Below are 21,485 nucleotides of genomic sequence, written 5' to 3' on the forward strand. Positions count from 1 at the left end.
CGCTCGGCACCGCATCGATGCCGAGCGTTACACGATTCGAGGGGTTTGCGGGGTCAGCGAACCGCGAGCCAGGCATCCCACGCGTCGAGCGCGGCTTTCGGATCCCGTCGGCCGACCCCGATCCGAAACCGATCGGTCGGCGTCGAGGTCAACTCGGAGCGGTAGACGCTGGCTGGCAGCAACAGCACGCCAGCCTGGTCGACGAGGCTTGCGCACATGGCTTCAACGCCATCAGCGCCGAGATACCGCGGATAGGCCACGCAACCGCCTTGGGGCGGTTGCCATTCGAACGTGTCAGCGTGGCGGGCGAAGAACTCGTCAAAGACAGGCAGGTTGTCGGCGATTATCTGTCGATTTCGGTCCAAGATCCGCTCGCGTGCTCGTAGCGCGATGAGCGCCAACACCTCGCTCGGTGCCGCGTTGCAGATCGAGGTGTAGTGCTTGGCCCGTTCCAGACGATCAAGGACGCTCCGGTCGCGGCATGCGATCCAGCCGATGCGGAGTCCTGGCAGTCCATAAGCCTTGGACATCACGTTCAGCGAGAGGGCCGCGGACGACAAATCGGCGGCTTGCGCCAGCGGCCGACTCGGGTGCTGCTCCAGCCCGCGGTAGACCTCGTCGCTGAAGAGGTGGATGCCCCGGTCATCGCACAATTCTGCGAGTCGTCGCCAGCTCTGCGGGTCGGGCACCGCGCCGGTCGGGTTGTTCGGAAAGTTGACCGAGACCAGTCGGGTCGTCGGGCGGAGCGCAGCCGCGACCTCGTCGACGTCCAACGTCCAACCGGCAGCCGGCCGCAGCGCCACCCCGGTGACCTCACAGATCGAACTGGGCACGGTCTCGGCCGCCTGGTAGTTGGGCGTGATCACGACGGCATGGTCACCAGGATCGAGCAGAACCTGCATGGCCAAATACAGAGCCTCTTCGGCGCCCGCGAAGCAGAGCACGTCCTCGGCGGACAAGCCGTCGTAGGTAGCTGCGATCGCCTCTCGGAGCGCCAGCAGTCCGTAGGTTTCGGTGTAGCCGAGATCCAGCGTCTCCCAGCGCGCGCGGCCGTCTTCATCGGCGAGTTCGAGCAGTTCGGACACCGGCATGGTCTGAGCATCGGAGGCAGTCAGGTGATACCGAGCGCGAAACTCCCACTTGGAGAAGTACGTCTCGAGGCGGAAGTCAGGAAGCATCGGTCTTTGGACTCCGTTCCGCGGTTCGCTACTTGTACCGGAACCCGTCGAGGAACCGGCGGAACACTCCACCTTGGGGCGCCAGCGGGGTGCTCGGTGGCGGGACCGTTGCTCGCTGGCGGGCAATCGGCTTGTCGTAGTCGGTGCGCGCAATCGCATCGATCGTTTGCTCGTCATCGAAGTCGTCCGAACCGTCGATCACCGGCACGAAGCCGACCAGAACGCCGTCGCGCATGACGTTGGCTTCCAACTCGGCGGTGCCGTCGGTGTCCCAGATCGCCTCCCTGCCGTCGCCGAGCGAGACCTGAATGCCAAATTGGTACACACCGGCGCGGGCCATCTGGGCGTTGATTCCCCGTGCTCTCAATGCGTCGGTAACTCTTCTGGCCCGATTTTCTTCCATCGAATCAAAGTACCGAGTCAGGCTGAGAACTGGCTTACCGGCACCGCCAGGCACTCGCCCATCGGCACCGCCAGGCACTGGCCTATCGGCACCGCCAGATCAAGCACGCGCGGCCGCGGCCAGAGCCCGCACGGTATCGGCGATGCGCTCGCGAATCGCCGGCGAGTGGACCAGACCGTCCTCGCCGACGTCAGGACGCCCGACGGGAATCGCGGTACAGGCGTCCTCAACGATGGTCGTTCCGGCGTAGCCGAGCACGATTCGCAGCGATGCGTGCGCGTTCTGGGCACCGCCGCCGGCTGAGGCATTGATCCAGCCGACTGGCTTGCCGTACATCTCGCCGCCGCCGATCGTCCAATCGAGCAGGTTTTTGAAGGACCCCGGTAGCGCGCCCGCGTACTCGGGCGTGCAGAACAACACCGCCTCGCAGGACCCGAGCGCCCTACGCAACTCGGTGACCGAACCCGGCAAGGGATCACGGTCATCGTCGGGGTTGAAATGCGGCAGGTCGGCCAACCCCGGATAGAGCGCCATCGCGACGGCGGCCACCGCCTCGTCACCGTTGCCGGGCGATTCGGTCAATTCGGCTGCCGTTCGCAACACAGCCTCGTTGGTCGATCCCGCTCGCAGGCTGCCACAGACCAGCAGGATGCGCACTGTCGCGGTCGGCGTGGTCGGACCAGCAGGATCGCCATCAGCACTCACTTGAGCAGGCTAACGTGACGCCATGACCCGACTCGAGGAAATTGCCGACCGCGATGGCTGGCTGTGCTGGCTCTGCGATGAGCCTGTGGATCCGCAGATGTCGGTCAACGACGCTCGCGGGCCAAGCGTCGACAGCCTGACCGCCACCCCGAAGTCCGGCAAGACCGGCCGAGCCAAGGGCAACAGTGATCCGACGGGGGAGCGCCTGGCCCACCGCGGCTGCAACACCAAGAAGGGTGCCATCAAGCCGGTGGTCCCCTGGCCGAATCGGCTCTTCGTTTCCGATCCGGCCCCGCTCATCGGCGTTGCCGAGCGGCTCAGCCGCAAGGGCGGCCGCGAGGTCGTCGCACGCTGCCCGAGCGAGCAGGACGCTGCCGACACCGCGGATTGGCTGGTCGACCGGTTCTCCCGCCTTGCCCCGCAACTATCGATCAGCGCGTCGGTGCAGCCTGGTGGTGGTCAGTTCATGGTCGCGCTCGCCACCGAATAACCCCGGAACGAATAACCCCTGAACGAATAACCCTGGAACAGAGCCCGGCTGCCCGGATCAACGATGCGGTGCGTCTGATCGCCGCCGCTGCAACGTGAACTGCTCGAACACCGAAAGCTCTCCGTGCGGCTTGTTCACGTTGTAATACGTGACGTGCAGGCTGGTCAGGTCACCGGCGTGCCGCCCCGGGTCGACAGTGAACGCCGCGAAACCGTAGGGGTGTTCGAGGTCGCGAACACCCGTCCACACCGCTTGTTCCTTCACGTAGGTCGACGTGCGCTTGCCGTTCGAACCGGCGGTAGCCGACACCGCGGTGATCACCTTCGCCGTACCGTCCTTGAAGAAGGCCTGGTTGGTGGTGCCCGAGACACCGCCGCCACCGAGAATCATGTGGACGGTGCCCATCGACGTGTCGATGACCTCGGTCGCGTGTGAGGCCGGGTTCGGGGTCAGCGTCTCGCTGCCCGGCACCACTCCGCGTACGGCGAGCGAGCGTTCGTAGTTGTGCTCGTGGCCGCAGACCACGAGGTCGACGGAGTATTTGTCGAAGAGCGGCCCGTACGCCTGGCGCAGTCCGAGATCGGCACCATTGGCGTCTGAAGAACTGATCATGACCTGGTGCATCGCGACAACGATCCAGTCGATGTCCTTCGATGATCTCGCTTTCTTCAGCTCCCGTTCCAGGAACGCAAGCTGCCGGCCGCCTGAGTACCCGTGGATGTACACGTCCCCGCCGTCCTGCAGCGCGATGTCGTCGTTCTGCAACACGACGACGCGCACTGAGCCGACGGTGAAGGCGTACCAGAGATTGTCGACCTCGGCGTCGGTGTCAGTCGATGGAAGCTGGAAGTACGTCTGGTACGCGCCCAGTCCGATCGGGCCGTTGGCCTTTTCGATCTCGTGGTTGCCCGCCGCCGGCATCCACGGTCGGAACCGGGTCGAGCGGGTGTTGTTGGTGAAGAAATTGTTCCAGGTGCGCACCCGGTCCACATCGAGGTTGGCGTAGCAGAGGTCGCCGTTGAGCAGATGAAACAGCGGTGCGACCTTCTCGATGCCGGTAACGATGTCCTTGGTCGCGGGCGTCGAGTTGGCATCCAGCGCCACCGTGCCGTCGGCAGCCCACGTGACCTGGGGAGCGGACTGATCACCGAAGCTGGTGAAGGTGAAGGGGGCCCGGCCGGATGGTGCGGTCCGGAACGAGCCGGAATCGGGGCCGGCGCCGTCGTGCTGAGCCGCATAGATGTAGTCGGTGTTCGGGCGCAGGCTGCGCAGCCGCGCGTGATGGACGTAAACGACCCGACCGGACGCGCCGTCAACGTACTGTTCGCTGCTCGCTTTCGCAGACGAGCCGAAGCCGTGGTCGAGCGTGCCGTACATGACGCGCGGGTTCGCGACCGCCGTATCTGTCAACCAGGAGACGACCATTTCTCGCGTCGGGTCCGCTCCGAAGGTGAGGTGCAGTCCCTGGACGGGTCCGGTGCCGCTCGAACCGGGAGTGGGGTGAAAGGCCGTGCTGCCGACCGCCTCGTCACTTGCGGTGCTCGCTGAAGCTGCTGTGCTGCCGAGCAACGGCGTAGCTGCCACCGCGGCACCAACCGTTCCGAACAGACCGAGCGCGTGTCGGCGGCTCAAACCATGGCGGGACTGATCATCAGATGACTCGGACGTTTGGTCGTTGACGCTTGCTTCGTCGTTCACAGATCCTCCTGAATCGGCATGGCCTTACTCCCAGAGAAATTAGGAGGCGCAACCGAAACTGAGGTGAACACGATCTGCACATCATGCGGCGAATTGCCGGTATTAGGACGTCGGTTTGACCGTCACTTTGCCCGAGGGCTTTGGGGTCACTTTGTCAGCGGGGCCGCTTGGCGTTTTCCCGCTTGCTCCCGCCGTACCGCTGAGTCCCGCCGCCGTACCGCTGGCTCCCGCCGTACCGCTGACTCCCGCCGTACCGCTGGCTCCCGCCGTACCGCTGGCTGGCGTGACTGGACCCGGCCCAGCTCGGAATGGGCCGGTGTCACTCGGACAGAGCGGGTACGTCCAGGTCTGGTTCTGGCCGTCCGGCCCGGTCCCAGGCGCGATCTCACCGTTGCTGCAATAGGTGTTCCCGAGCTGGATCGGGTTGCCACTCTGATCGAACAGCCGCGCGCCGTTGACCGGCTTGCCGTCCTGGTCATAGACGTAGATGTCGCCGACGTTCGCATACGGCGATGAGTAGGCGTCCGGCGGCCCGCTGTAGGCGTAGGCCGTACCGCCCACGTTGTTGGCAAGCACAGCTATGCCCCAGACGGCGATGATGACGCTGGCCGCAACCGTCGCGCGGCGTGCCCAGCGCGCAAATCTCAGCGATCGCCTGCCGAGCCAGACCGAAGCGGCCACGAGCACGACGGTCAGGACGAAGCCCACCAGCGAATTGCCGCCCAGACTCGGGACGAACCCGTGCCAGGTGTCACGGTTGTGGGCGCCGGAGAGGAACTGCGCCACGATCCAGCCGCGTAACACCCACCAGCCAGGACGTACCGCACGGAACAGGTCGGTCAACCGCGGGTAGGCGAAGAAGCGTCCGGCGCGGTGATCGAGTCGGTCTGCGGCGTCAGCGGCCCGAGTCAGCCAGCGACCGAGGGTGACCTGCACCGTCGCGATGCGGGCCGTTGCCGGTGCGGGGCCGGAGAGATCCGGCTCGAGGCCCGCCGCGGCCAGCAATTCGGTCGCGTAGATCTCCGGTTCGCCCAGCCGGTCGCGCAACGACGTACGCCCCTCGGTCGTCTCGCCGAACTCCGCGCTGAGTTCGGCATGAACTTCGGCGAGATGGTCGGGCAGGTCCTCCAGCAGGTCATCGCGAGTTTCGGGAGCGAGGCCCGCCAGCGCGTTTCGTACCCGCTCGTAATATTCCTCGATCTCGACCGTCGAAGTAGTGGTCGCTGGCACGCTCATCAGGCGGCTGCCTTTCCGTCCAGAAGCTTGTCCATCGACAACGCGAATTCGCGCCAGACCTTGCTCGAAAGCTCGAGCTGCCCTCGACCGGCCTTGTTCAGGGCGTAGTACTTACGGTGCGGACCCTCTTCGCTCGGTACCACATAAGTCGTGAGCGAACCGGCTTGAAAGAGCCGCCGCAGGGTGCCGTACACCGAGGCGTCGCCGATTTCGTCCATCCCGGCGGTGCGCAGTCGCCGGACGATGTCATAGCCGTAGCCGTCCTCATCGCGCAGTACCGCCAGCACGGCAAGATCGAGTACTCCCTTGAGGAGCTGGGTGCTGTCCATGCGAGGAGGGTACTACGCAATCCGCAGTACCATCAAGAGCGTAGTACGGCGTGTTTCGCACTAGTTACAACGCGCGCTGTCGAATCGCGTTTAACGCCCGCGACGTGGAAACTCATGCCACTATGAGCTGTAGCGGTCAGCGTCGATCCGTCACCCCTGGGGCGCCGCCAACCGCGAACTGAGAGCATCAGACGCAAAGGCAGCACCCGGCGGCGATCCCGCGAACGGTGCTCGAGACGCGAGGAGCGAAGATGACGTTGCACGGGCACGTCCCGCCGGAGCCGGATTTGGTTCAGCTTCTGACCCCCGAGGGCGTGCGGGTCGACCATCCTGACTTCCCGCTCGAGATCACCGACGACGAGATCAAGTCGCTCTACCGAGATCTCGTGTTGGTACGCCGATTCGATGGCGAAGCGACCGCACTCCAACGCCAGGGCGAGCTCGGCCTCTGGGCCTCCTGCCTTGGTCAAGAAGCGGCGCAGGTCGGTGCTGGGCGTGCCCTTCGAACGCAGGACATGGCGTTTCCGACCTACCGAGAGCACGGCGTGGCCTGGTGCCGCGATGTCGATCCGGTGACCTTGCTCGGCATGTTCCGCGGCGTCAGCCTCGGCGGCTGGAATCCGAACGAGAACAACTTCAACCTCTACACGATCGTGCTCGGCGCACAGACTCTGCACGCAGTCGGCTATGCGATGGGGGTGGCCCGCGATGGCGCGGTCGGCACTGGTGAGCCTGCACGCGATACTGCCGTCCTGACCTTCTTCGGCGACGGAGCCTCCAGCCAGGGCGACGTCAACGAGGCCTTCATCTGGGCCGCGGCCGCGAATTTGCCGGTGGTCTTCTACTGCCAGAACAACCAGTGGGCGATCTCGGAGCCGGTCGAGCGACAGACCCGGGTGCCACTCTTCCAGCGCGCTTCCGGTTTCGGTTTCCCCGGTATTCGGATCGACGGCAACGACGTGCTGGCCTGTCTTGCGGTGAGCCGGATGGCGCTGAACGAAGCCCGCTCAGGCCAAGGACCGACCCTGATCGAGGCGTTCACCTACCGGATGGGCGCACACACGACATCGGACGATCCGACCCGCTATCGCCTCAACGAAGAACTGGAGAAATGGAAGCTTCGCGACCCCATCGAGCGCGTCCGGGCTTACCTGATTCGCGAGGCCGGCGTCGAGCAGAGCTTCTTCGACGCCATCGAGGCGGAATCGGAGGAGTTGGCGCTGCGTATTCGTGATGCCTGCCGGGCGCTCGAGGACCCTGGCCCGCTGTCCGTCTTCGACAACGTCTACGTCGAAATCACCGACGAATTGTCTGAACAGCGCGAGGACTACGCCGACTACCTGGCTTCGTTCGAATCGGTGAGCGGGGCTGATCGCTGATGGCAACCTTGACGATGGCCGGCGCTCTGAACTCCGCTCTGCGCGAGCGACTCGAAGCCGACGACAAGGTCGTCATCATGGGCATGGACGTCGGCAAGCTCGGTGGCGTTTTCCGCATCACCGATGGCCTGCAGAAGGACTTTGGCGAGGACCGCGTCATCGACTCTCCGCTTGGCGAGTCGGGCATCATCGGCTCTGCGGTTGGCTTGGCGATCCGTGGCTACCGACCAGTGTGCGAAATTCAGTTCGACGGCTTCGTCTACCCAGCCTTCGATCAGATCGTCAGCCAGGTCGCGAAGATGCATAACCGGTCACTCGGTCAGGTGCGGATGCCGATCACGATCCGAATCCCGTACGGCGGTGGCATCGGTGCCGTCGAGCACCATTCGGAATCGCCCGAGGCCTACTTCGCCCACACAGCGGGACTGAAAGTGGTGACGTGCTCGAACCCGGCTGATGCCTACCTCATGCTCCGGCAGTCGATTGCCTCCGATGATCCGATCGTGTTCTTCGAGCCGAAGCGCCGATACTGGGGCAAGGGCGAGGTCGACGTGAGCGCGGGCTTCAGCTCCGATGACTCGGTGGCCTTGGGCCTGCACAAGGCCCGCGTGGCCCGGCCCGGCACCGACGCAACGCTCGTCGCATACGGCCCGATGGTTGCCACCGCGCTCGATGCTGCCAAGGCTGCGACCGAAGATGGCCGCGACATCGAGGTAATCGATCTTCGCTCGCTCTCGCCAATCGATACCGACACCGTGGTGGCTTCGGTGCAGAAGACGGGACGCCTCGTGGTCGTACACGAGGCCTCGGTGACGCTGGGCATGGGAGCCGAGATCGCTGCTCGGGTTCAAGAGCGGGCCTTCTACTCCCTCGAAGCACCAGTGCTGCGGGTGGGCGGTTTCGATACCCCGTACCCAGCGAGTCGGATCGAAGAGGAGTGGTTGCCAGACGTCGACCGCATCCTCGACGCGGTCGACCGCACATTCTCGTACTGACTCGCACGTATCGATTAGCTACCTACCAATTCGCTACGTACCAATGAGCAAGGACGCATCGATGGCTGAACTCAAACAATTCAAGCTGCCTGATATCGGCGAGGGCCTGACCGAGGCGGACATCCTGCGCTGGGACGTCAAGGTCGGTGACACGGTGGTCGTCAACCAGACCCTGGTCGAGGTCGAGACGGCTAAAGCCGCCGTAGAACTGCCCTGTCCTTTTGCCGGGACGATTGAGGAAATCTTCTTCGAAGAAGGCGCGACAGTCGACGTCGGCCAGCCCATCGTGAGCATCAAGGTTGGCAGTGGCGATCTCCCGACCGCGACCGGCGCGACCCTGACTTCGCCGGGTGCGCCTACGGCAGGCAGTGCTGGTGAGGACTTGGTGCCCACCCCGCCCGCAGACGGCGGCCTCGACTCTGGTGACGACGCTTCACAACCTAGTTCGACTAGCGGATCGGCCAACGGATCAGTCAACGGATCGGTTAGCGCTGGGTCGAGCGCCGCCGACAACGGCCGACAGGCTGTGCTGGTCGGTTACGGAGTGTCTGGCGAGCGAGGCCGTCGTCGTAAGCGCTCCCAGCCCGACGTCTCGCCCGCGCCGAGCGCCAACGACGTGTTCGGCGTGACTCCGGGCGCGCACGCTGCCAACGCAGTCGTGCGGCCGGCGCATGCCGTGCTCGCCAAGCCGCCGGTGCGCAAACTGGCCAAGAGCCTTGGCGTTGACCTGACCAGCGTCATCGCGACCGGCCCGAACGGCTCGATTTCACGGATCGACGTCGAAGAGGCCTCGAAGAGCCCAGTCGCAACCGCGAAGCCTGCGGATGGCCGCCGACCCGAGAATGTCCCCACCGGTGCGCGCGAGACGCGGATTGCCATCAAGGGCGTGCGCAAGCACACGGCCGCCGCCATGGTCAGCTCGGCGTTCACAGCTCCGCACGTCACCGAGTTCATCACGGTGGACGTATCGGAAATGATGGAGCTGCGAGATCGCGTTGCCGCGCGGCGCGAGTTCCAGAACGTGAAGGTGTCGCCGCTGCTCTTCGTCGCCCGTGCGGTGTTGTGGGCCGCGAACCGGACGCCGATCATCAATTCGACATGGGACGAGGCTGCCGCCGAGATCATCGTCAAGCACTACGTCAACCTCGGCATCGCCGCCGCGACCGATCGAGGTCTTATCGTGCCCAATATCAAGGGCGCCGAGACGATGTCGCTGCTCGAACTTGCCGAGGCCATCGCGTCGCTCACCGACATCGCTCGCTCGGGCAAGACGCCACCTGCGGACATGAGCGGAGGAACATTCACGATCACGAATGTCGGCGTCTTCGGGGTCGACACCGGCACCCCGATCATCAACCCTGGCGAGGCAGCGATCCTGGCGCTCGGCTCGATACGTCGACAGCCCTGGGTGGTGGGCACGGGCGCAGCTGAACGCATCGAGCCGCGCTGGATTACCCAGCTCGCGGTGTCATTCGATCACCGCTCGGTGGACGGTCAGCAGGGTTCACAATTTCTTGCCGACGTCGCCGCGATACTCCGCGATCCGGGCCTGGCGGTGCTGTAACCGGCTCAGATCGGTAGGCGGCCCAGATCGGTGACCGGCTCAGATCGGTAGCGAGGCTTCGATCGCAGTAACGACAGATGCGTCCTCTGGCTCGGTCCGGGGGTCGAACCGTGCCACTACCTCGCCAGACGGCCCGATCAAGAACTTCTCGAAGTTCCAGCGGATGTCACCGGTGTAACCCGATGCATCTGGGACCTCGACGAGCTCTTTGTACAGCGGATGCCGCCCCGCGCCGTTGACGTCGACCTTCTCCGTCAGCGGAAAGGTGACGCCGTAGGTCGCGGAACAGAATTCGGCAATCTCTTCGCTCGTGCCCGGTTCTTGCCCGGCGAACTGGTTACAGGGCACGCCGAGGACGGTGAAACCCTGACCGGCGAAGCGCTCCTGCAGTCGCTCGAGACCCTCGTACTGCGGCGTCAGTCCGCATTTGGAGGCCACGTTGACGATGAGGGTGGTAACGCCTGGCTGAGGGGCGAGGTTGGCGCTCGCGTCCGTCAGCCCAGCAATATCGATATCGAGAAGGCTCATGTGTCCACCTTAGGCACCGCGTTCGTCGGCTGGGCAGGCTCTGATCGGTGACGCCCGTCTCACCTCTCTTTGGAATGATCCCAGAGTGCGTGGCGTTAACCACATGTTGACTTAATAAATTGATCTGTTAGGCAGTCGGCGTAAAGTAGTTAATAGATCGAGGCCGTAGTACCCGGTTTGTCGAACGAAGCTAGACGTTTGATCGTTCAATGAGCCGGCCCCGATGAGACAGCGACGTCACTAGAGAGCCCGGCCAGACGGGCTTTTACCAAGGGGAGAAACATCATGACCAACATCAAGCAGAAGCTCCGCAGCCGCCGCAACGTTCGCCAGTTCGAGCGCGCACTCGACTCAGCCTCGCCCGCGATGCGTAGCGAGCTGATCGCACTTGCCGCTCGGCAGAACCTCGGCAACCGCTAAGCAACAGCAAAACCCTCGAATCGTGTAACGCTCGGCACCGTATCGGTGCCGAGCGTTACACGATTCGTGCGTTAGAAGGCGGTTTCGGCCACGTCCATCACGGCGAGGTCGGTACCTTCCACCACTTTGCGACGAGCGACCAGCTCCGGCAGGACAACCGCCGAGAAGAACTTCGCCACCGCGAGCTTGCCTTCGTAGAACGATCGGTCGGCGGCGATCGAGGTCGAGGCAGCCTGCTGGCCCGCATCGTCGAGGTTGTGCAGCGCGATCGAAGCCTGCCGCAGCAGCAACCAGCCGATCGCAAGATCGCCACAAGACATCAGCAACCGGGTCGTGTTCAACCCGACCTTGTAGACGTTGCGTTCGTCCTCGGCCGCCGACGCCAACTGAGCGGTCATCGCCTTTACCATCGCGGCGACCTCAGCAAGGGCCCGGCTGACCGCCTCGCGTTCGAGCTTGAGCCGGCCTTCGTCTGCAATCGAATCAAGGAACGATTGGATCTCAGCAGACAACGCGCCTAGCGCGACCCCCTTGTCGCGCACGATCTTGCGGAAAAAGAAATCCTGACCCTGAATCGCAGTCGTACCCTCATACAACGAGTCGATCTTGTTGTCGCGGATGTACTGCTCGAGCGGGTAATCCTGCAAGAAGCCGGAACCGCCGAACACCTGCAGCGCCTGCCCGAGCTGTTCGTAAGAGCGCTCCGAGCTGACTCCCTTGACGATCGGCAGCAGCAGGTCGTTCAGGCGCACATCGACCGACACTTCAACAGTCGCTGCGCCGGAATCTTCGCCGTCCGCCGCCGCACCAGCAGCCGCGGCGTGTTCGAAGTCGGCCATCTGGATGCGGTCCTGCACGCTCGCGGTGTAGAGGGCCAGCGCGCGCAATCCCTCTGCGTAGGCCTTCTGGGTCATGAGCTGGCGGCGAACTTCTGGGTGGTTGATGATCGTGACCCGCGGAGCTGTCTTGTCCGATGTCCGGGTCAGATCAGCGGACTGAACGCGGGTCTTGGCGTACTCGAGCGCGGCCAGGTAACCCGCTGAGAGCTCGGAATACGCCTTCGTCCCGACCATCATGCGCGCGTGCTCGATGACCTTGAACATCTGCGCAATACCGTCATGCACGTCGCCGAGGAGCCAGCCCTTCGCCGGGCGCTTGTCGCCGAAGGTGATCTCGCACGTTGTCGAGACTTTCAAACCCATCTTGTGCTCGACGTTGGTGACCAGCGCACCGTTGCGCTCGCCGAGCTCGCCGGTAGCCCAGTCGAACTCGTACTTGGGCACCAGAAAGAGCGACAGGCCCTTGGTTCCTGGCGCGCCACCTTCGGGACGAGCGAGCACGAAGTGCACGATGTTCTCGCTCAGATCGTGCTCTGCGGACGTGATGAACCGCTTTACGCCCTCGATATGCCACGTTCCGTCGTCCTGCTTGATGGCCTTGGTGCGGCCGGCGCCTACATCAGAACCGGCCTCGGGCTCGGTCAGCACCATCGTCGTGCCCCAGCGCTTGTCGATGATCAGCTGGCCGACCTGCTGCTGGGCGTCCGTGCCGACCTCGTGGATGACGTTCGCGAAGGCGGGCCCACAGTTGAACATCCAGATCGCCGGGTTCGCGCCGAGCACCATCTCGGCCATCGACCACACGAGAGAGCGGGGCGCGAGCGTACCGCCGTAGGCGGGGGTCGATTCCAGGCGCCACCATTCTGCGTCCTGCCAGATCTGATACGACCGCTTGAACGACTCGGGCATCGTCACCGAGTTCGTGGCCGGGTCGAAGACCGGCGGATTTCGATCGGCATCGACGTAGGACTCCGCGAGCGGACCTTCAGCCAGCGCGCGGACCTCGGCCAGCACGGTGCGAGCTGTATCGGCGTCGATGTCGGCGAAAGGCCCGGTCCCGAGCTTGTCGCCAGTTCCGAACACTTCGAACAAGTTGAACTCGATATCTCGCAGATTCGATTTGTAGTGGCCCATCGACGATCTCTCCCTGATTCGGGCGCTGCGCTCAGTAAGTTACTCACTGGTAACGACCACTATATTACCGGTGAGTAACCGCCGCAAGGAGAGTCTGATGACGAATATCTAAACGGGCAGATCGGGCATCAGCCTTCGAAGGCACGGGATAAGGGCCAGATCAGACAAAATCTCGCCGTTGAGTTGCACCCGGATTGCGCCTGGTTGCAGCGGCGCGCCAACAACAGCTGTGATGTCGTGTTCGAGGGGGACGCACACGTGTGGCCGCCAGCCGTCGGTGGTCATCAGCCGTTGCTGGAGCACTGCGTCGGGGCGCGCCTTCAGCTCGGAGTCGTAGTTGAACGACTTGTAGAACCGAATCCACATCGCCTCAATGTCGCCGTCGTGTGTCAGCCGCAGCAACCGGGCAGTTCTCGAGTCGCGAGTAGTCCGGGTGTTGCGGGCAGTTATTTTGTTGATGACCGGCGAGTTACAGCGCCCTGGGCACGTGCCTGGACGGGGGGTCGGCCCGGCGCGGCGCCACTGGGCAAACGGCGGAGGCCGGGCCATCGGACTTACGCACTCATCCGGCGACGAAGCAACACCGCGGGTCCGGCAGATGCTGGCGTGGCCGCGGGCACCCGGTACGATTAGAACTCAACCGGCACTTCTCTACGGACGAGGACCGGGGTCCGGGTACCGCCAAGGTGGGCCCGAACCACCCCAGTTGCGGGCCTGTCAAAGGGCTGGCACAGGCGTCGAGCAGCTCGTTCGACAATCGGACACCCTCGAACTCGCCCTTGCGCCGATGCAACTCTCCTTCGCGGGCGAGATTGCGCGGATGCAACCGCTGTTTGCGCCGTTGCAACTCCGATTGCGCCGGTGCGATTTTGCGGCGCAATCTCAGTGCAACTCAACACTCGCCGAGTCAGTCCAGCTCGGCCAGTCTGCGCCGCAGGAACAGCTGCTCGGCCGAGTTTTCACAGAGATCGAGCGCTGCCTGGTAAGCCTGCTTGGCCTCGTCGTTCCGTCCGAGCTGGCGGAGAAAATCGGCGCGAGCCGCGGGCAGGTAGTGATACGAGGCCAAGCTCGACAACCCGGCGATCGCCTCAATCGCATCGAGACCAGCGGCCGGACCCAGCGACATCGCCACGGCCACTGCGCGGTTGAGCGAGACAACCGGCGAGGGCCAGCGGGTCAGCAAGAGGTCATAGAGACCGACGATTTGTGGCCAGTCGGTTTCGAAGTAGCTAGGAGCTTCGGCGTGCAAGGAACTGATGGCCGCTTGCAGCGCAAACCGACCTGGCAACCCGCCGTGGCGAAGGGCGCCGACCACGAGCAAGTGGCCCTCGTCGATGGCGGCCCGATCCCACCGGGTTCGATCCTGATCTGCCAGCAGCACCAGATTGCCGCCAGCGTCGGTTCGTCCGGGCCTGCGCGCATCGGTAACCAGCATCAGAGCCAGCAACCCGTGTACCTCGGCCTCGTCCGGCATCAAACCCGCGAGCATGCGAGCCAGCGACATGGCACGATCGACGAGCTCGGGCCGGGTCAGATCGTCGCCGGACGGCGCGGTGTAGCCGGTGGTGAAGAGCAGGTGCAGGACGGTCAGCACCGCGTCGAGTCGATCGGGAAGCTCGTGGGACGACGGCACCCGATACGGAATCCGCGCTACCGCAATCTTCTTCTTGGCACGCGTGACACGCGCCGCCATCGTCGGCTCGGACACCAGAAAAGCCCTGGCAATCTCGGCCGTGGTCAGGCCGCACAACAGACGCAGGGTCAGGGCGACCTGCGCTTCTCGGGCCAGGGCCGGGTGGCAACAGGTGAAAATCAGCCGCAGCCGCTCGTCCTCGAGGCCCATCTCAGCCACACCGCCTCCCGAAGACGCGCTGCCTGCTGAAGCAGCATCCCCGGTTGAAAGCGCGTCGCCATCTGGCTCGATCAGCAGCGGCAACTTCGCACGCAGCGTGTGCTCGCGTCGATGTGCGTCGAGGACCTTGCGGCGGGCCGTCGTAGTCAGCCACGCGCCCGGGTTTCTCGGCACACCGTCGCGTTCCCACGTCTGCAACGCCATGACGAAGGCGTCCTGCGTGCATTCCTCGGCGAGATCGATGCTGCCCGCCACCCGAACGATCGAAGCAAGCACCCGCGCCCACTCGTCTCGGTGCGCTTGGGCGAGCACCGCCCGGACGTCGGCGTCCGGACGGTGATCGGCCGATTCGGTCACTGAGGCGGGAACTCCATGATCGGCCTGACCTCGACGCCGCCGAAGCGAGCAGGGCAGAGCTTCGCGATCGCGAGGGCCTGATCGAGGTCAGCAGCGTCGACCAAGTAGTAACCGCCGAGGGCCTCTTTGGTCTCGGCAAACGGGCCATCGGTGACCACATCGCCGCGGATGGTTGTCGCAGTCACGGTCGGCTGCAGCGCGTTGCCGCCGAGCAGCTTGCCGCCGACCTCGCCTACCTGGACCGCGAATCGATTGTGAGCCTCCATGACCTCCTGCATTACGTCCGGTGTCGCGCTCGCGTAGCCGGCTTCGTCTTCGTAGATGAGGATGAGGTACTGCGCCATGCCAGTCTCCTAAGGTCGGTGCCACTAGACACGTGTGGATCGTTTCATCAAACCGACGAACGGTCGCCATCCGAATCGACAACATTGATCAGTAGCCTGGCGACATGAAGCTCCGCATTTTCACCGAACCGCAGCAGGGCGGGACTTATGACGACCTGCTTGCCGTGGCCAAGGCGACCGAGGATCTTGGCTTTGACGCATTTTTTCGGTCCGATCACTACCTGCATATGGGTGCGGATCCAGGTTTGCCTGGTTCGACGGACGCTTGGACGACCCTCGCTGGTCTCGCGCGCGAGACCAGCCGCATTCGGCTCGGCACCCTCGTGACACCAGTTACCTTCCGGCACCCAGGGCCGCTCGCGGTTACGGTGGCTGGCGTTGATCAGATGAGCGGCGGTCGGGTCGAGCTCGGCCTCGGCGCCGGGTGGTTCGAGGCGGAGCACCGCGCGTATGGCTTGCCGTTCCCGGCGCTGGCCGACCGCTTCGGCCTACTCAGCGAGCAGGTGCAGATCATCGACGGTCTGTGGCAGACGCCGGCTGACCAGACTTATGACTTTGCCGGCGAGCATTACACGATCGAGGGTTCACCCGGCCGTCCCAAGCCCGTTCAGGCGCGGTTGCCGATCATTCTCGGGGGCTCGGGCAAGCGGCGTTCTGCCGCGCTCGCCGCGCGCTACGCCGCTGAGTACAACGTCGGATTCTCCTCGGTCGCCCGCTCGGGCGAGGTATTTGATCGGGTGCGGCTTGCTGTCACCGAGGCCGGGCGTCCGGCGGAGGAAATGACGTATTCCGTCGCGCAGACGGTGTGTGCGGGTAAGGACGCCGCCGAGTTCGAGCGACGCGCGGCGGCCATCGGACGTGAGCCGGATGAGCTGCGCCGCAACGGGTTGGCCGGAAGCCCCGCCGAGATCGTCGACAAGATCGGCAGCTACACCGATATCGGCGTCACGAGGGTCTACCTGCAGGTGATGGATTTGGCAGATCTCGATCACCTCGAGCTGCTTGCCTCGTCCGTCCTGAGTCAGTTCTGACTCCACCATTCCGAACCCACCGCGCACCGAATCGTGTAACGCTCGGCACCGTAGAGATGCCGAGCGTTACACGATTCGGTGATGGGTCGGCGGGAGTAGCTAGAAGACGACGCGGAGCCGGATTGTCTCCGGCATCGCACGGATCTCGTCCACGATCGCCTGGGTTACTCCGCTCGCGCTGTCGGTCACCACGTAGCCGAGTTCGCCACGGGTGCCCAGCAGCTGTGCCTCGACATTGACGTGATGCTCGGCGAGCAACCCGTTGATGCGCGCGAGGACGCCAGGCACGTTGCGGTGCAAGTGCACCATGCGCAGGGTGTCCTGACGACGTGGCAGATCGAGGCCGGGCAGGTTGACGCTCAACGCGGTCGAACCCTCGCCGAGGAAGGCCACGAACTTGTTCGCGACGAACTGGCCGATGTCTAGTTGCGCTTCTTCGGTCGAACCACCGATGTGCGGCGTCAGGATGACGTTCGGCAGGCCACGCAACTCGGAAACGAACTCGTCACCGCGTCCCTTCGGCTCGACCGGGAAGACATCGACCGCCGCGCCGACGATGTGCCCTGATTCGATGTGCGTCCGCAACGCCGCGTAGTCGACTACGAAACCGCGCGAAAGATTGAGGAAGATGCTGCCGTCTCGCATTGCGGCGAACTCGGCCTCACCGAAAATGTTCTTGTTCTCCGGCCGGCCGTCGACGTGCAAGGTCACGACGTCCGAGTCGTGCAGCAGTTCTTTCAAGGACGCGCTGCGCTGAGCGTTGCCGAGCGCCAACCGATCGGACGTGTCGTAGAACAGCACCCGCATGCCGAGGTTTTCGGCGAGGACCGAGAGTTGGGTACCGATGTTGCCGTAGCCAACGATGCCCAGCGTGCGACCACGAATCTCATGTGCGCCGTCAGCGGACTTGTCCCAGGTGCCCGCGTGCATCATGGCGTTCTTCTCCGACAGCCGCCGAGTCAGCGAAATCAGCTCAGCGATTGCGAGCTCGACGACGCTACGGGTGTTGGAGAACGGCGCGTTGAACACGGTGACACCGTGGCTGGTGGCAGACACCAGGTCGATCTGATTGGTACCGATGCAGAACGCACCGATGGCCAGCAGGTTGGGCGCCGCCGCCAGGACCCTGTCTGTGACATTGGTCTTCGACCGAATGCCGAGCAGTTGGACGTCCGCGATCGCTTCGATGAGCTCATCCTCGTCGAGAGCATGACTGAGCGAGGTGACGTCATAGCCCTGCGATTGGAGAAGCTCCACCGCGTCCGGATGGATCTGCTCCAGCAGCAGAACACGAACTGTTTTGGGATGCACTTGAGTACCTCGCGGCGAGCGTCTAGGGCGAATCCGAGCGGCCTGCCCGGACCTGTCACCAGTCTACGGGTCCGCCACTGGCCATTTATCGCCGTGACGGTCGGCAGCGATCAGGTCCGGATCGGGTCCGGATCAGCGCCGCGCCAGCTTCTTGCGGTTCAGTCGCTGGTAGATGGCGAGGACGATGACTGCCCCGACCACCGACCCGAAGATGCCGCTGACCTGCAAGCCGCCCTCACCCTTGTCGTGGCCGATCAGATAGCCGATGAAGCCGCCGACGAATGACCCGACCATGCCGAGCACGGCCGTCAAGATCAGGCCCAGGGAATGCCGCCCTGGCACCAGCAGCCTCGCAATCGCGCCTGCCACCAAGCCGAGCAAGATAAAGCTGAGAAGGTTCCACATTGCGATCGTCTGCCCTTTCTGTCCGGTGGCCATCTGCTTGCCGTGTCTCGAGCTGCCGATGGATACGCCTACTGGACCTGATATGTGAACGACAGGTTCGATCGCCACGTTCCCACACCAGCTTGTGCGCCGGCGATGTTGTTGGGACACGTGCCCGGTTGTCCGACGCGGTGGCCGCAACGCGATACTTCCGGGGCCTTGGTGATCATTATTCCTGCTGCGGGTTGAGCGCCGACAAACTAGATTCGTAGACAAGCTTCACATCCACCGCGCGGCCGCGGGTACCCACATGAACAGGCGTGAGATGACCGAACCACGATGGCTGAACAGTGAGGAAGGGCCCGCGTGGCGATCATTCATCGCGGGTTTCCGATCCCTCGTCGACGTTCTGGATCGCGAACTGCACGCAGACAGTGGTCTGTCGCATGCCTACTACGAGGTTCTGGTGCCCCTCTCGGAACATCCCGACCGTGCCATGCGAATGAGCGAGCTCGCCGGCGACACCCGATCGTCACGGAGCCGCCTGTCGCACGCCGTGGCCCGGTTGGAAGAGCGCGGCTGGGTACGTCGAGTCGAATGCGAGACCGACAAACGCGGTCAAGTCGCCGAACTGACCGACGCCGGCTTCGAAGTCGTTGCCGCAGCAGCGCCCGGCCATGTGGCGACGGTTCGCAAATACCTGATAGATCGGCTCACGCCCGAGCAGATCAAGGTGATGGGCGAGATCGGCGACGTCATGCTCGAGACGACGGCAAACATCGACCTGCCACCCCGGCGAAGCTGACCCCGCCAGGGTGGGCAGTCGATCGTTGGGCCCGAGCTAGCTGACTACGCGATCTGACTTGCGGCTGCTGCCGAGTAGCAGGACACCCAGGAGCAAACAGATCAGCGCGATCGCCATACCCGCACCAACCGATGCTCCGGTGCTGGCCAGCAAACTCTCGTCTGCAGACAGGGTTGCTTCACCGGTGCCCGGACCAGCGTCCACCGCCGCGTCTACGACAACGTCCTGCGGGACATCGGTGGCACCCTGGGGCGTCTGCGACACGATGGGCGTGACCGGCGTGCCAGGCGTCACCGGTGTCGTCGGGACTCCTGGCGCGTCAGTCGCGACTCCGCAGGACGTGCTGGCGCCACCCAAAAGACCGATCGCGTTGCCGCATGCGGTGACCGGGGCTGTGATGGGCGCGGTGATTGCCGTTCCCGGTGCGGGGGCCGCCTGGGCTGCAGGCGAGACACCGCAAGCTGCCGAAGCGTTGCCGACCGCGTTGCCGCAGGCCGTGACCGGAGCATTCACCGGAGCTGAAACGCCGTCGTCGTTCGAGCCTGTAGTCGAGCCTGTAGTCGAGCCTGTCGTCGTGGCACTGCCGGTGGCCGGATCGTTGCCCGAGGCCGATGACGTCGAGTTGGCGCTTCCGAGTATTCCGACCGCGTTACCCGATGCCGTGACCGGAGCGGTCACCGGAGCGTCTGCTGTCGAGGCTCCGGCAGCGGGACTACCTGCGGATGCAGCCGTCTGACAACTGGCTGATGCGTTTCCTACCGCGTTGCCGCACACCAGAACAGGTGCCGTCACAGGCGCGTCGGCCGTACTTCCAGTCCCCGCACTCGACGTACCGGCCGAGCCTGCCGCCGGGGTGCCAGCTGGTTCGTCGGAGTTGGCAGCTGAGCTTGTCGCTCCCCGCCCGAGCACGGAGATCGCATTTCCAGAGACGGTCACCGGGGCGGCAACCGGCGCAGCAACGGCCGGGCTGGCCGGGTTCGAGGAGGCCGAGCCACCTGCCGTACCCGCTGGCTCTGCTGAGCCCGCCGGGGATGCTGAACCAGCCGATGCAGCACCAGCGGAGCTACCGCCGAGCACCGAAATCGAGTTGCCGGTGACACCCACCGGGGCAGACACCGGGGCGTGGACGCTGGCCGGACCAGCCGCCGCCGGAGTGCTGGCCGCACTGGAGGTAGTCGCCGGCGGCGTAACAGCGTTGCCGAGGACGCCGATGGAGTTGCCGGTGACATTCACCGAGGCGGCAACGGGCGCATCGACCGACGAGCCGAGAGCGCCTGAACCGACAACCGAGTTGATTGCCGTGTCGGCGGTTTGCGGGAGATCTTCTGCCGAGGCAATTCCGGCGCCGACGAGCCAAAGTCCGCCGATGAGCATTGAGCCTTGTAAGCCACGCTTGATCCAACAGTTCATGACTGTGATTCCTTCTCTGAGGTTCCGACTGAATTCGAACCACGGGACGTCCCGTGGCCGACGTGCGCGTCTGCCGCCGCAACCCGCCGAAGCGTGGGTTTGAAGCAGCGACCCGCGAACTAGTCGGGCGAGAAGGTTGGATCGTCTAGCGCGCCACCACCGGTGAAGTCATCGGTCTGGTGAACGGTCAAGCCGCAAAGATGCGGCGGAGAGCTGACAAATGCCGCGACGATGTCGCCGGCGCTCGCGCCGGCCGCGCTAGACGTTGCGATGCCATTGTGGTCGGGTTCGGTCGGGGCCGAGGGTGCCGACGGCACGGGCGAGCTAACGGGGGAAGGCGTGGATGTGAGCTCGGCTTGGCTGCCCAGCGGGCGATCGGCGGCCCGTTGTGCCACCAGCCCGATCGCCAAGTCCGTCCAAGTCGTGACGGCGGTCATCGCCGACCCAGCGCCAGCTTGCCCAGCGACGGTGGCGAGCGCAGTGCTGGGCACCCGATGATCCGAGACAACAACAGACGGATCGCTCGGCAGGGTCGGGTTCGCCGTCACGACCGGCGGTAACACGGGGACGATCGCACCCACGGTCTGGCCGAGCAAAGTATCAGTCGCCGAGGCCGTTGCCTCAACCGCGTTCAGGACGGGATTCACGAGTTCACCCGCGACAGGCACCGGACTCGTCGAAACTGCCGCGCGTACCAGCCTTGTCGCCGGCATGGCAATCTTGGCGACTGATACCGGCGCTTTCGGCTGGACGGCCTGGTGCTTGCTCGACTGGTGTTGAACGGCCTGGCGCGTGGTCGCGTGCGGCTGCGCAATCTGGCGGCCGTGCCGCTGTCCGAGCGCGGCTGGCTTGACCGGTCCGTTGCTTCTTGCGGCTTTTGCTACCAGCGACCCAACGTGCCCGGAGCCCGATCTCGGGTGGTCTGACAGCCCGCTGGCGTGAGCGATCGCAGAATGGCTCAGAAGCGAGATGAGCCAGAACGCGGCGAAAGCGCCGACCAGCAGCGCAAGCCGCCGAGCGATGCGCATCGTCGCGATTGTCATGACTCACCTCCCTCTCTACCGGGACTTAACGAAACGCTACGTAGTCAGGT

At 64.5% G+C, this 21,485-nt stretch carries 22 protein-coding genes; 7 read left to right on the plus strand and 15 right to left on the minus strand.

What is annotated here, in order from left to right:
* Positions 1-53 precede the first annotated feature (53 nt).
* From ACSMXN_RS24050 to ACSMXN_RS24060, 3 genes are all read right to left on the minus strand, one after another.
* Complete coding sequence (locus tag ACSMXN_RS24050; protein WP_022916011.1) at positions 54-1,178, minus strand: aminotransferase class I/II-fold pyridoxal phosphate-dependent enzyme; 1,125 nt, start codon at positions 1,176-1,178, stop codon at positions 54-56.
* Between the two features lie 28 nt (positions 1,179-1,206).
* Positions 1,207-1,581, minus strand: coding sequence for a hypothetical protein (locus ACSMXN_RS24055; protein ID WP_027140080.1), 375 nt, complete (start codon positions 1,579-1,581; stop codon positions 1,207-1,209).
* 99 nt (positions 1,582-1,680) lie between these two features.
* A complete protein-coding gene (locus ACSMXN_RS24060) occupies positions 1,681-2,286 on the minus strand; it encodes an NADPH-dependent FMN reductase (protein WP_022916009.1) in 606 nt (201 codons plus the stop codon).
* A gap of 22 nt (positions 2,287-2,308) precedes the next feature.
* Between ACSMXN_RS24060 and ACSMXN_RS24065 the strand changes: the two genes are divergently transcribed.
* On the plus strand, positions 2,309-2,776 hold the full coding sequence (locus tag ACSMXN_RS24065) for a hypothetical protein (RefSeq protein WP_022916008.1): 468 nt from the start codon (positions 2,309-2,311) through the stop codon (positions 2,774-2,776).
* 57 nt (positions 2,777-2,833) lie between these two features.
* Here the strand turns inward: ACSMXN_RS24065 and ACSMXN_RS24070 are convergent, their stop codons facing one another.
* From ACSMXN_RS24070 to ACSMXN_RS24080, 3 genes are all read right to left on the minus strand, one after another.
* The gene (locus ACSMXN_RS24070) at positions 2,834-4,474 is read right to left on the minus strand and encodes a purple acid phosphatase family protein (protein WP_022916007.1); all 1,641 of its coding nucleotides are present in this window, start codon (positions 4,472-4,474) and stop codon (positions 2,834-2,836) included.
* A gap of 102 nt (positions 4,475-4,576) precedes the next feature.
* Positions 4,577-5,710, minus strand: coding sequence for a hypothetical protein (locus ACSMXN_RS24075; RefSeq protein ID WP_455407652.1), 1,134 nt, complete (start codon positions 5,708-5,710; stop codon positions 4,577-4,579).
* The gene (locus tag ACSMXN_RS24080) at positions 5,710-6,039 is read right to left on the minus strand and encodes a PadR family transcriptional regulator (RefSeq protein ID WP_022915850.1); all 330 of its coding nucleotides are present in this window, start codon (positions 6,037-6,039) and stop codon (positions 5,710-5,712) included. Before ACSMXN_RS24080 ends, ACSMXN_RS24075 begins: the two co-directional genes overlap by 1 nt.
* A gap of 251 nt (positions 6,040-6,290) precedes the next feature.
* Between ACSMXN_RS24080 and ACSMXN_RS24085 the strand changes: the two genes are divergently transcribed.
* The 3 genes from ACSMXN_RS24085 to ACSMXN_RS24095 all read left to right on the plus strand — a co-directional run bounded on the left by ACSMXN_RS24085 (position 6,291) and on the right by ACSMXN_RS24095 (position 9,977).
* Positions 6,291-7,418, plus strand: coding sequence for a thiamine pyrophosphate-dependent dehydrogenase E1 component subunit alpha (locus ACSMXN_RS24085; RefSeq protein WP_022915849.1), 1,128 nt, complete (start codon positions 6,291-6,293; stop codon positions 7,416-7,418).
* Positions 7,418-8,413, plus strand: a complete 996-nt coding sequence (locus ACSMXN_RS24090; RefSeq protein ID WP_022915848.1) for an alpha-ketoacid dehydrogenase subunit beta — start codon at positions 7,418-7,420, stop codon at positions 8,411-8,413. The genes ACSMXN_RS24085 and ACSMXN_RS24090 overlap by 1 nt, the downstream gene beginning before the upstream one ends.
* A 61-nt stretch (positions 8,414-8,474) precedes the next feature.
* On the plus strand, positions 8,475-9,977 hold the full coding sequence (locus ACSMXN_RS24095) for a dihydrolipoamide acetyltransferase family protein (RefSeq protein WP_027140056.1): 1,503 nt from the start codon (positions 8,475-8,477) through the stop codon (positions 9,975-9,977).
* A 39-nt stretch (positions 9,978-10,016) separates the two neighbouring features.
* Here the strand turns inward: ACSMXN_RS24095 and ACSMXN_RS24100 are convergent, their stop codons facing one another.
* Positions 10,017-10,505, minus strand: coding sequence for a glutathione peroxidase (locus ACSMXN_RS24100; RefSeq protein ID WP_022915846.1), 489 nt, complete (start codon positions 10,503-10,505; stop codon positions 10,017-10,019).
* Positions 10,506-10,790: 285 nt separating this feature from the next.
* Between ACSMXN_RS24100 and ACSMXN_RS24105 the strand changes: the two genes are divergently transcribed.
* Positions 10,791-10,925: a hypothetical protein gene (locus tag ACSMXN_RS24105; protein ID WP_022915845.1), complete on the plus strand. Its 135-nt coding sequence runs from the start codon at positions 10,791-10,793 to the stop codon at positions 10,923-10,925.
* Positions 10,926-10,996: 71 nt separating this feature from the next.
* On the opposite strand, the gene ACSMXN_RS24110 is transcribed toward ACSMXN_RS24105, so the two are convergent.
* From ACSMXN_RS24110 to ACSMXN_RS24125, 4 genes are all read right to left on the minus strand, one after another.
* Positions 10,997-12,898: an acyl-CoA dehydrogenase gene (locus tag ACSMXN_RS24110; protein ID WP_022915844.1), complete on the minus strand. Its 1,902-nt coding sequence runs from the start codon at positions 12,896-12,898 to the stop codon at positions 10,997-10,999.
* Between the two features lie 108 nt (positions 12,899-13,006).
* A complete protein-coding gene (locus tag ACSMXN_RS24115; protein ID WP_155958591.1) occupies positions 13,007-13,264 on the minus strand; it encodes a hypothetical protein in 258 nt (85 codons plus the stop codon).
* A gap of 541 nt (positions 13,265-13,805) precedes the next feature.
* Positions 13,806-15,026 (minus strand): RNA polymerase sigma factor, encoded by a 1,221-nt coding sequence (locus ACSMXN_RS24120; protein WP_027140055.1) that lies wholly within the window; start codon positions 15,024-15,026, stop codon positions 13,806-13,808.
* A gap of 77 nt (positions 15,027-15,103) precedes the next feature.
* Positions 15,104-15,451 carry a YciI family protein gene (locus ACSMXN_RS24125; RefSeq protein ID WP_022915841.1) on the minus strand — a complete coding sequence of 116 codons (348 nt, stop codon included), beginning with the start codon at positions 15,449-15,451 and terminating at the stop codon, positions 15,104-15,106.
* A 104-nt stretch (positions 15,452-15,555) separates the two neighbouring features.
* On the opposite strand from ACSMXN_RS24125, the gene ACSMXN_RS24130 reads away from it, so the two are divergent.
* Positions 15,556-16,482, plus strand: coding sequence for an LLM class F420-dependent oxidoreductase (locus ACSMXN_RS24130; protein ID WP_022915840.1), 927 nt, complete (start codon positions 15,556-15,558; stop codon positions 16,480-16,482).
* Positions 16,483-16,581: 99 nt separating this feature from the next.
* Here ACSMXN_RS24130 and serA read toward each other — a convergent pair whose 3' ends face one another.
* Entirely contained in the window at positions 16,582-17,793 is a 1,212-nt protein-coding gene (gene serA, locus ACSMXN_RS24135) for a phosphoglycerate dehydrogenase (RefSeq protein WP_022915839.1), read from the minus strand.
* A 132-nt stretch (positions 17,794-17,925) separates the two neighbouring features.
* Positions 17,926-18,306 (minus strand): GlsB/YeaQ/YmgE family stress response membrane protein, encoded by a 381-nt coding sequence (locus ACSMXN_RS24140; RefSeq protein WP_022915838.1) that lies wholly within the window; start codon positions 18,304-18,306, stop codon positions 17,926-17,928.
* A gap of 196 nt (positions 18,307-18,502) precedes the next feature.
* On the opposite strand from ACSMXN_RS24140, the gene ACSMXN_RS24145 reads away from it, so the two are divergent.
* Positions 18,503-18,982 (plus strand): MarR family transcriptional regulator, encoded by a 480-nt coding sequence (locus tag ACSMXN_RS24145; RefSeq protein ID WP_022915837.1) that lies wholly within the window; start codon positions 18,503-18,505, stop codon positions 18,980-18,982.
* A gap of 36 nt (positions 18,983-19,018) precedes the next feature.
* Here the strand turns inward: ACSMXN_RS24145 and ACSMXN_RS24150 are convergent, their stop codons facing one another.
* Both ACSMXN_RS24150 and ACSMXN_RS24155 read right to left on the minus strand, forming a co-directional pair.
* Positions 19,019-20,392: a hypothetical protein gene (locus ACSMXN_RS24150; protein WP_022915836.1), complete on the minus strand. Its 1,374-nt coding sequence runs from the start codon at positions 20,390-20,392 to the stop codon at positions 19,019-19,021.
* A 119-nt stretch (positions 20,393-20,511) separates the two neighbouring features.
* On the minus strand, positions 20,512-21,435 hold the full coding sequence (locus ACSMXN_RS24155) for a hypothetical protein (protein WP_022915835.1): 924 nt from the start codon (positions 21,433-21,435) through the stop codon (positions 20,512-20,514).
* Positions 21,436-21,485: the final 50 nt, after the last annotated feature.

The organism is Parajatrophihabitans canadensis, assembly GCF_053764775.1.

Excerpts from the sequence above, each read along its gene's own strand:
- ACSMXN_RS24050 (WP_022916011.1), bottom strand. The coding sequence starts at position 1,178 with ATGCTTCCTGACTTCCGCCTCGAGACGTACTTCTCCAAGTGGGAGTTT.
- ACSMXN_RS24055 (WP_027140080.1), bottom strand. The coding sequence starts at position 1,581 with ATGGAAGAAAATCGGGCCAGAAGAGTTACCGACGCATTGAGAGCACGG.
- ACSMXN_RS24065 (WP_022916008.1), top strand. The coding sequence starts at position 2,309 with ATGACCCGACTCGAGGAAATTGCCGACCGCGATGGCTGGCTGTGCTGG.
- ACSMXN_RS24075 (WP_455407652.1), bottom strand. The coding sequence starts at position 5,710 with ATGAGCGTGCCAGCGACCACTACTTCGACGGTCGAGATCGAGGAATAT.
- ACSMXN_RS24080 (WP_022915850.1), bottom strand. The coding sequence starts at position 6,039 with ATGGACAGCACCCAGCTCCTCAAGGGAGTACTCGATCTTGCCGTGCTG.
- ACSMXN_RS24085 (WP_022915849.1), top strand. The coding sequence starts at position 6,291 with ATGACGTTGCACGGGCACGTCCCGCCGGAGCCGGATTTGGTTCAGCTT.
- ACSMXN_RS24090 (WP_022915848.1), top strand. The coding sequence starts at position 7,418 with ATGGCAACCTTGACGATGGCCGGCGCTCTGAACTCCGCTCTGCGCGAG.
- ACSMXN_RS24095 (WP_027140056.1), top strand. The coding sequence starts at position 8,475 with ATGGCTGAACTCAAACAATTCAAGCTGCCTGATATCGGCGAGGGCCTG.
- ACSMXN_RS24100 (WP_022915846.1), bottom strand. The coding sequence starts at position 10,505 with ATGAGCCTTCTCGATATCGATATTGCTGGGCTGACGGACGCGAGCGCC.
- ACSMXN_RS24105 (WP_022915845.1), top strand. The coding sequence starts at position 10,791 with ATGACCAACATCAAGCAGAAGCTCCGCAGCCGCCGCAACGTTCGCCAG.
- ACSMXN_RS24110 (WP_022915844.1), bottom strand. The coding sequence starts at position 12,898 with ATGGGCCACTACAAATCGAATCTGCGAGATATCGAGTTCAACTTGTTC.
- ACSMXN_RS24115 (WP_155958591.1), bottom strand. The coding sequence starts at position 13,264 with ATGTGGATTCGGTTCTACAAGTCGTTCAACTACGACTCCGAGCTGAAG.
- ACSMXN_RS24125 (WP_022915841.1), bottom strand. The coding sequence starts at position 15,451 with ATGGCGCAGTACCTCATCCTCATCTACGAAGACGAAGCCGGCTACGCG.
- ACSMXN_RS24130 (WP_022915840.1), top strand. The coding sequence starts at position 15,556 with ATGAAGCTCCGCATTTTCACCGAACCGCAGCAGGGCGGGACTTATGAC.
- ACSMXN_RS24145 (WP_022915837.1), top strand. The coding sequence starts at position 18,503 with ATGACCGAACCACGATGGCTGAACAGTGAGGAAGGGCCCGCGTGGCGA.
- ACSMXN_RS24150 (WP_022915836.1), bottom strand. The coding sequence starts at position 20,392 with ATGAACTGTTGGATCAAGCGTGGCTTACAAGGCTCAATGCTCATCGGC.
- ACSMXN_RS24155 (WP_022915835.1), bottom strand. The coding sequence starts at position 21,435 with ATGACAATCGCGACGATGCGCATCGCTCGGCGGCTTGCGCTGCTGGTC.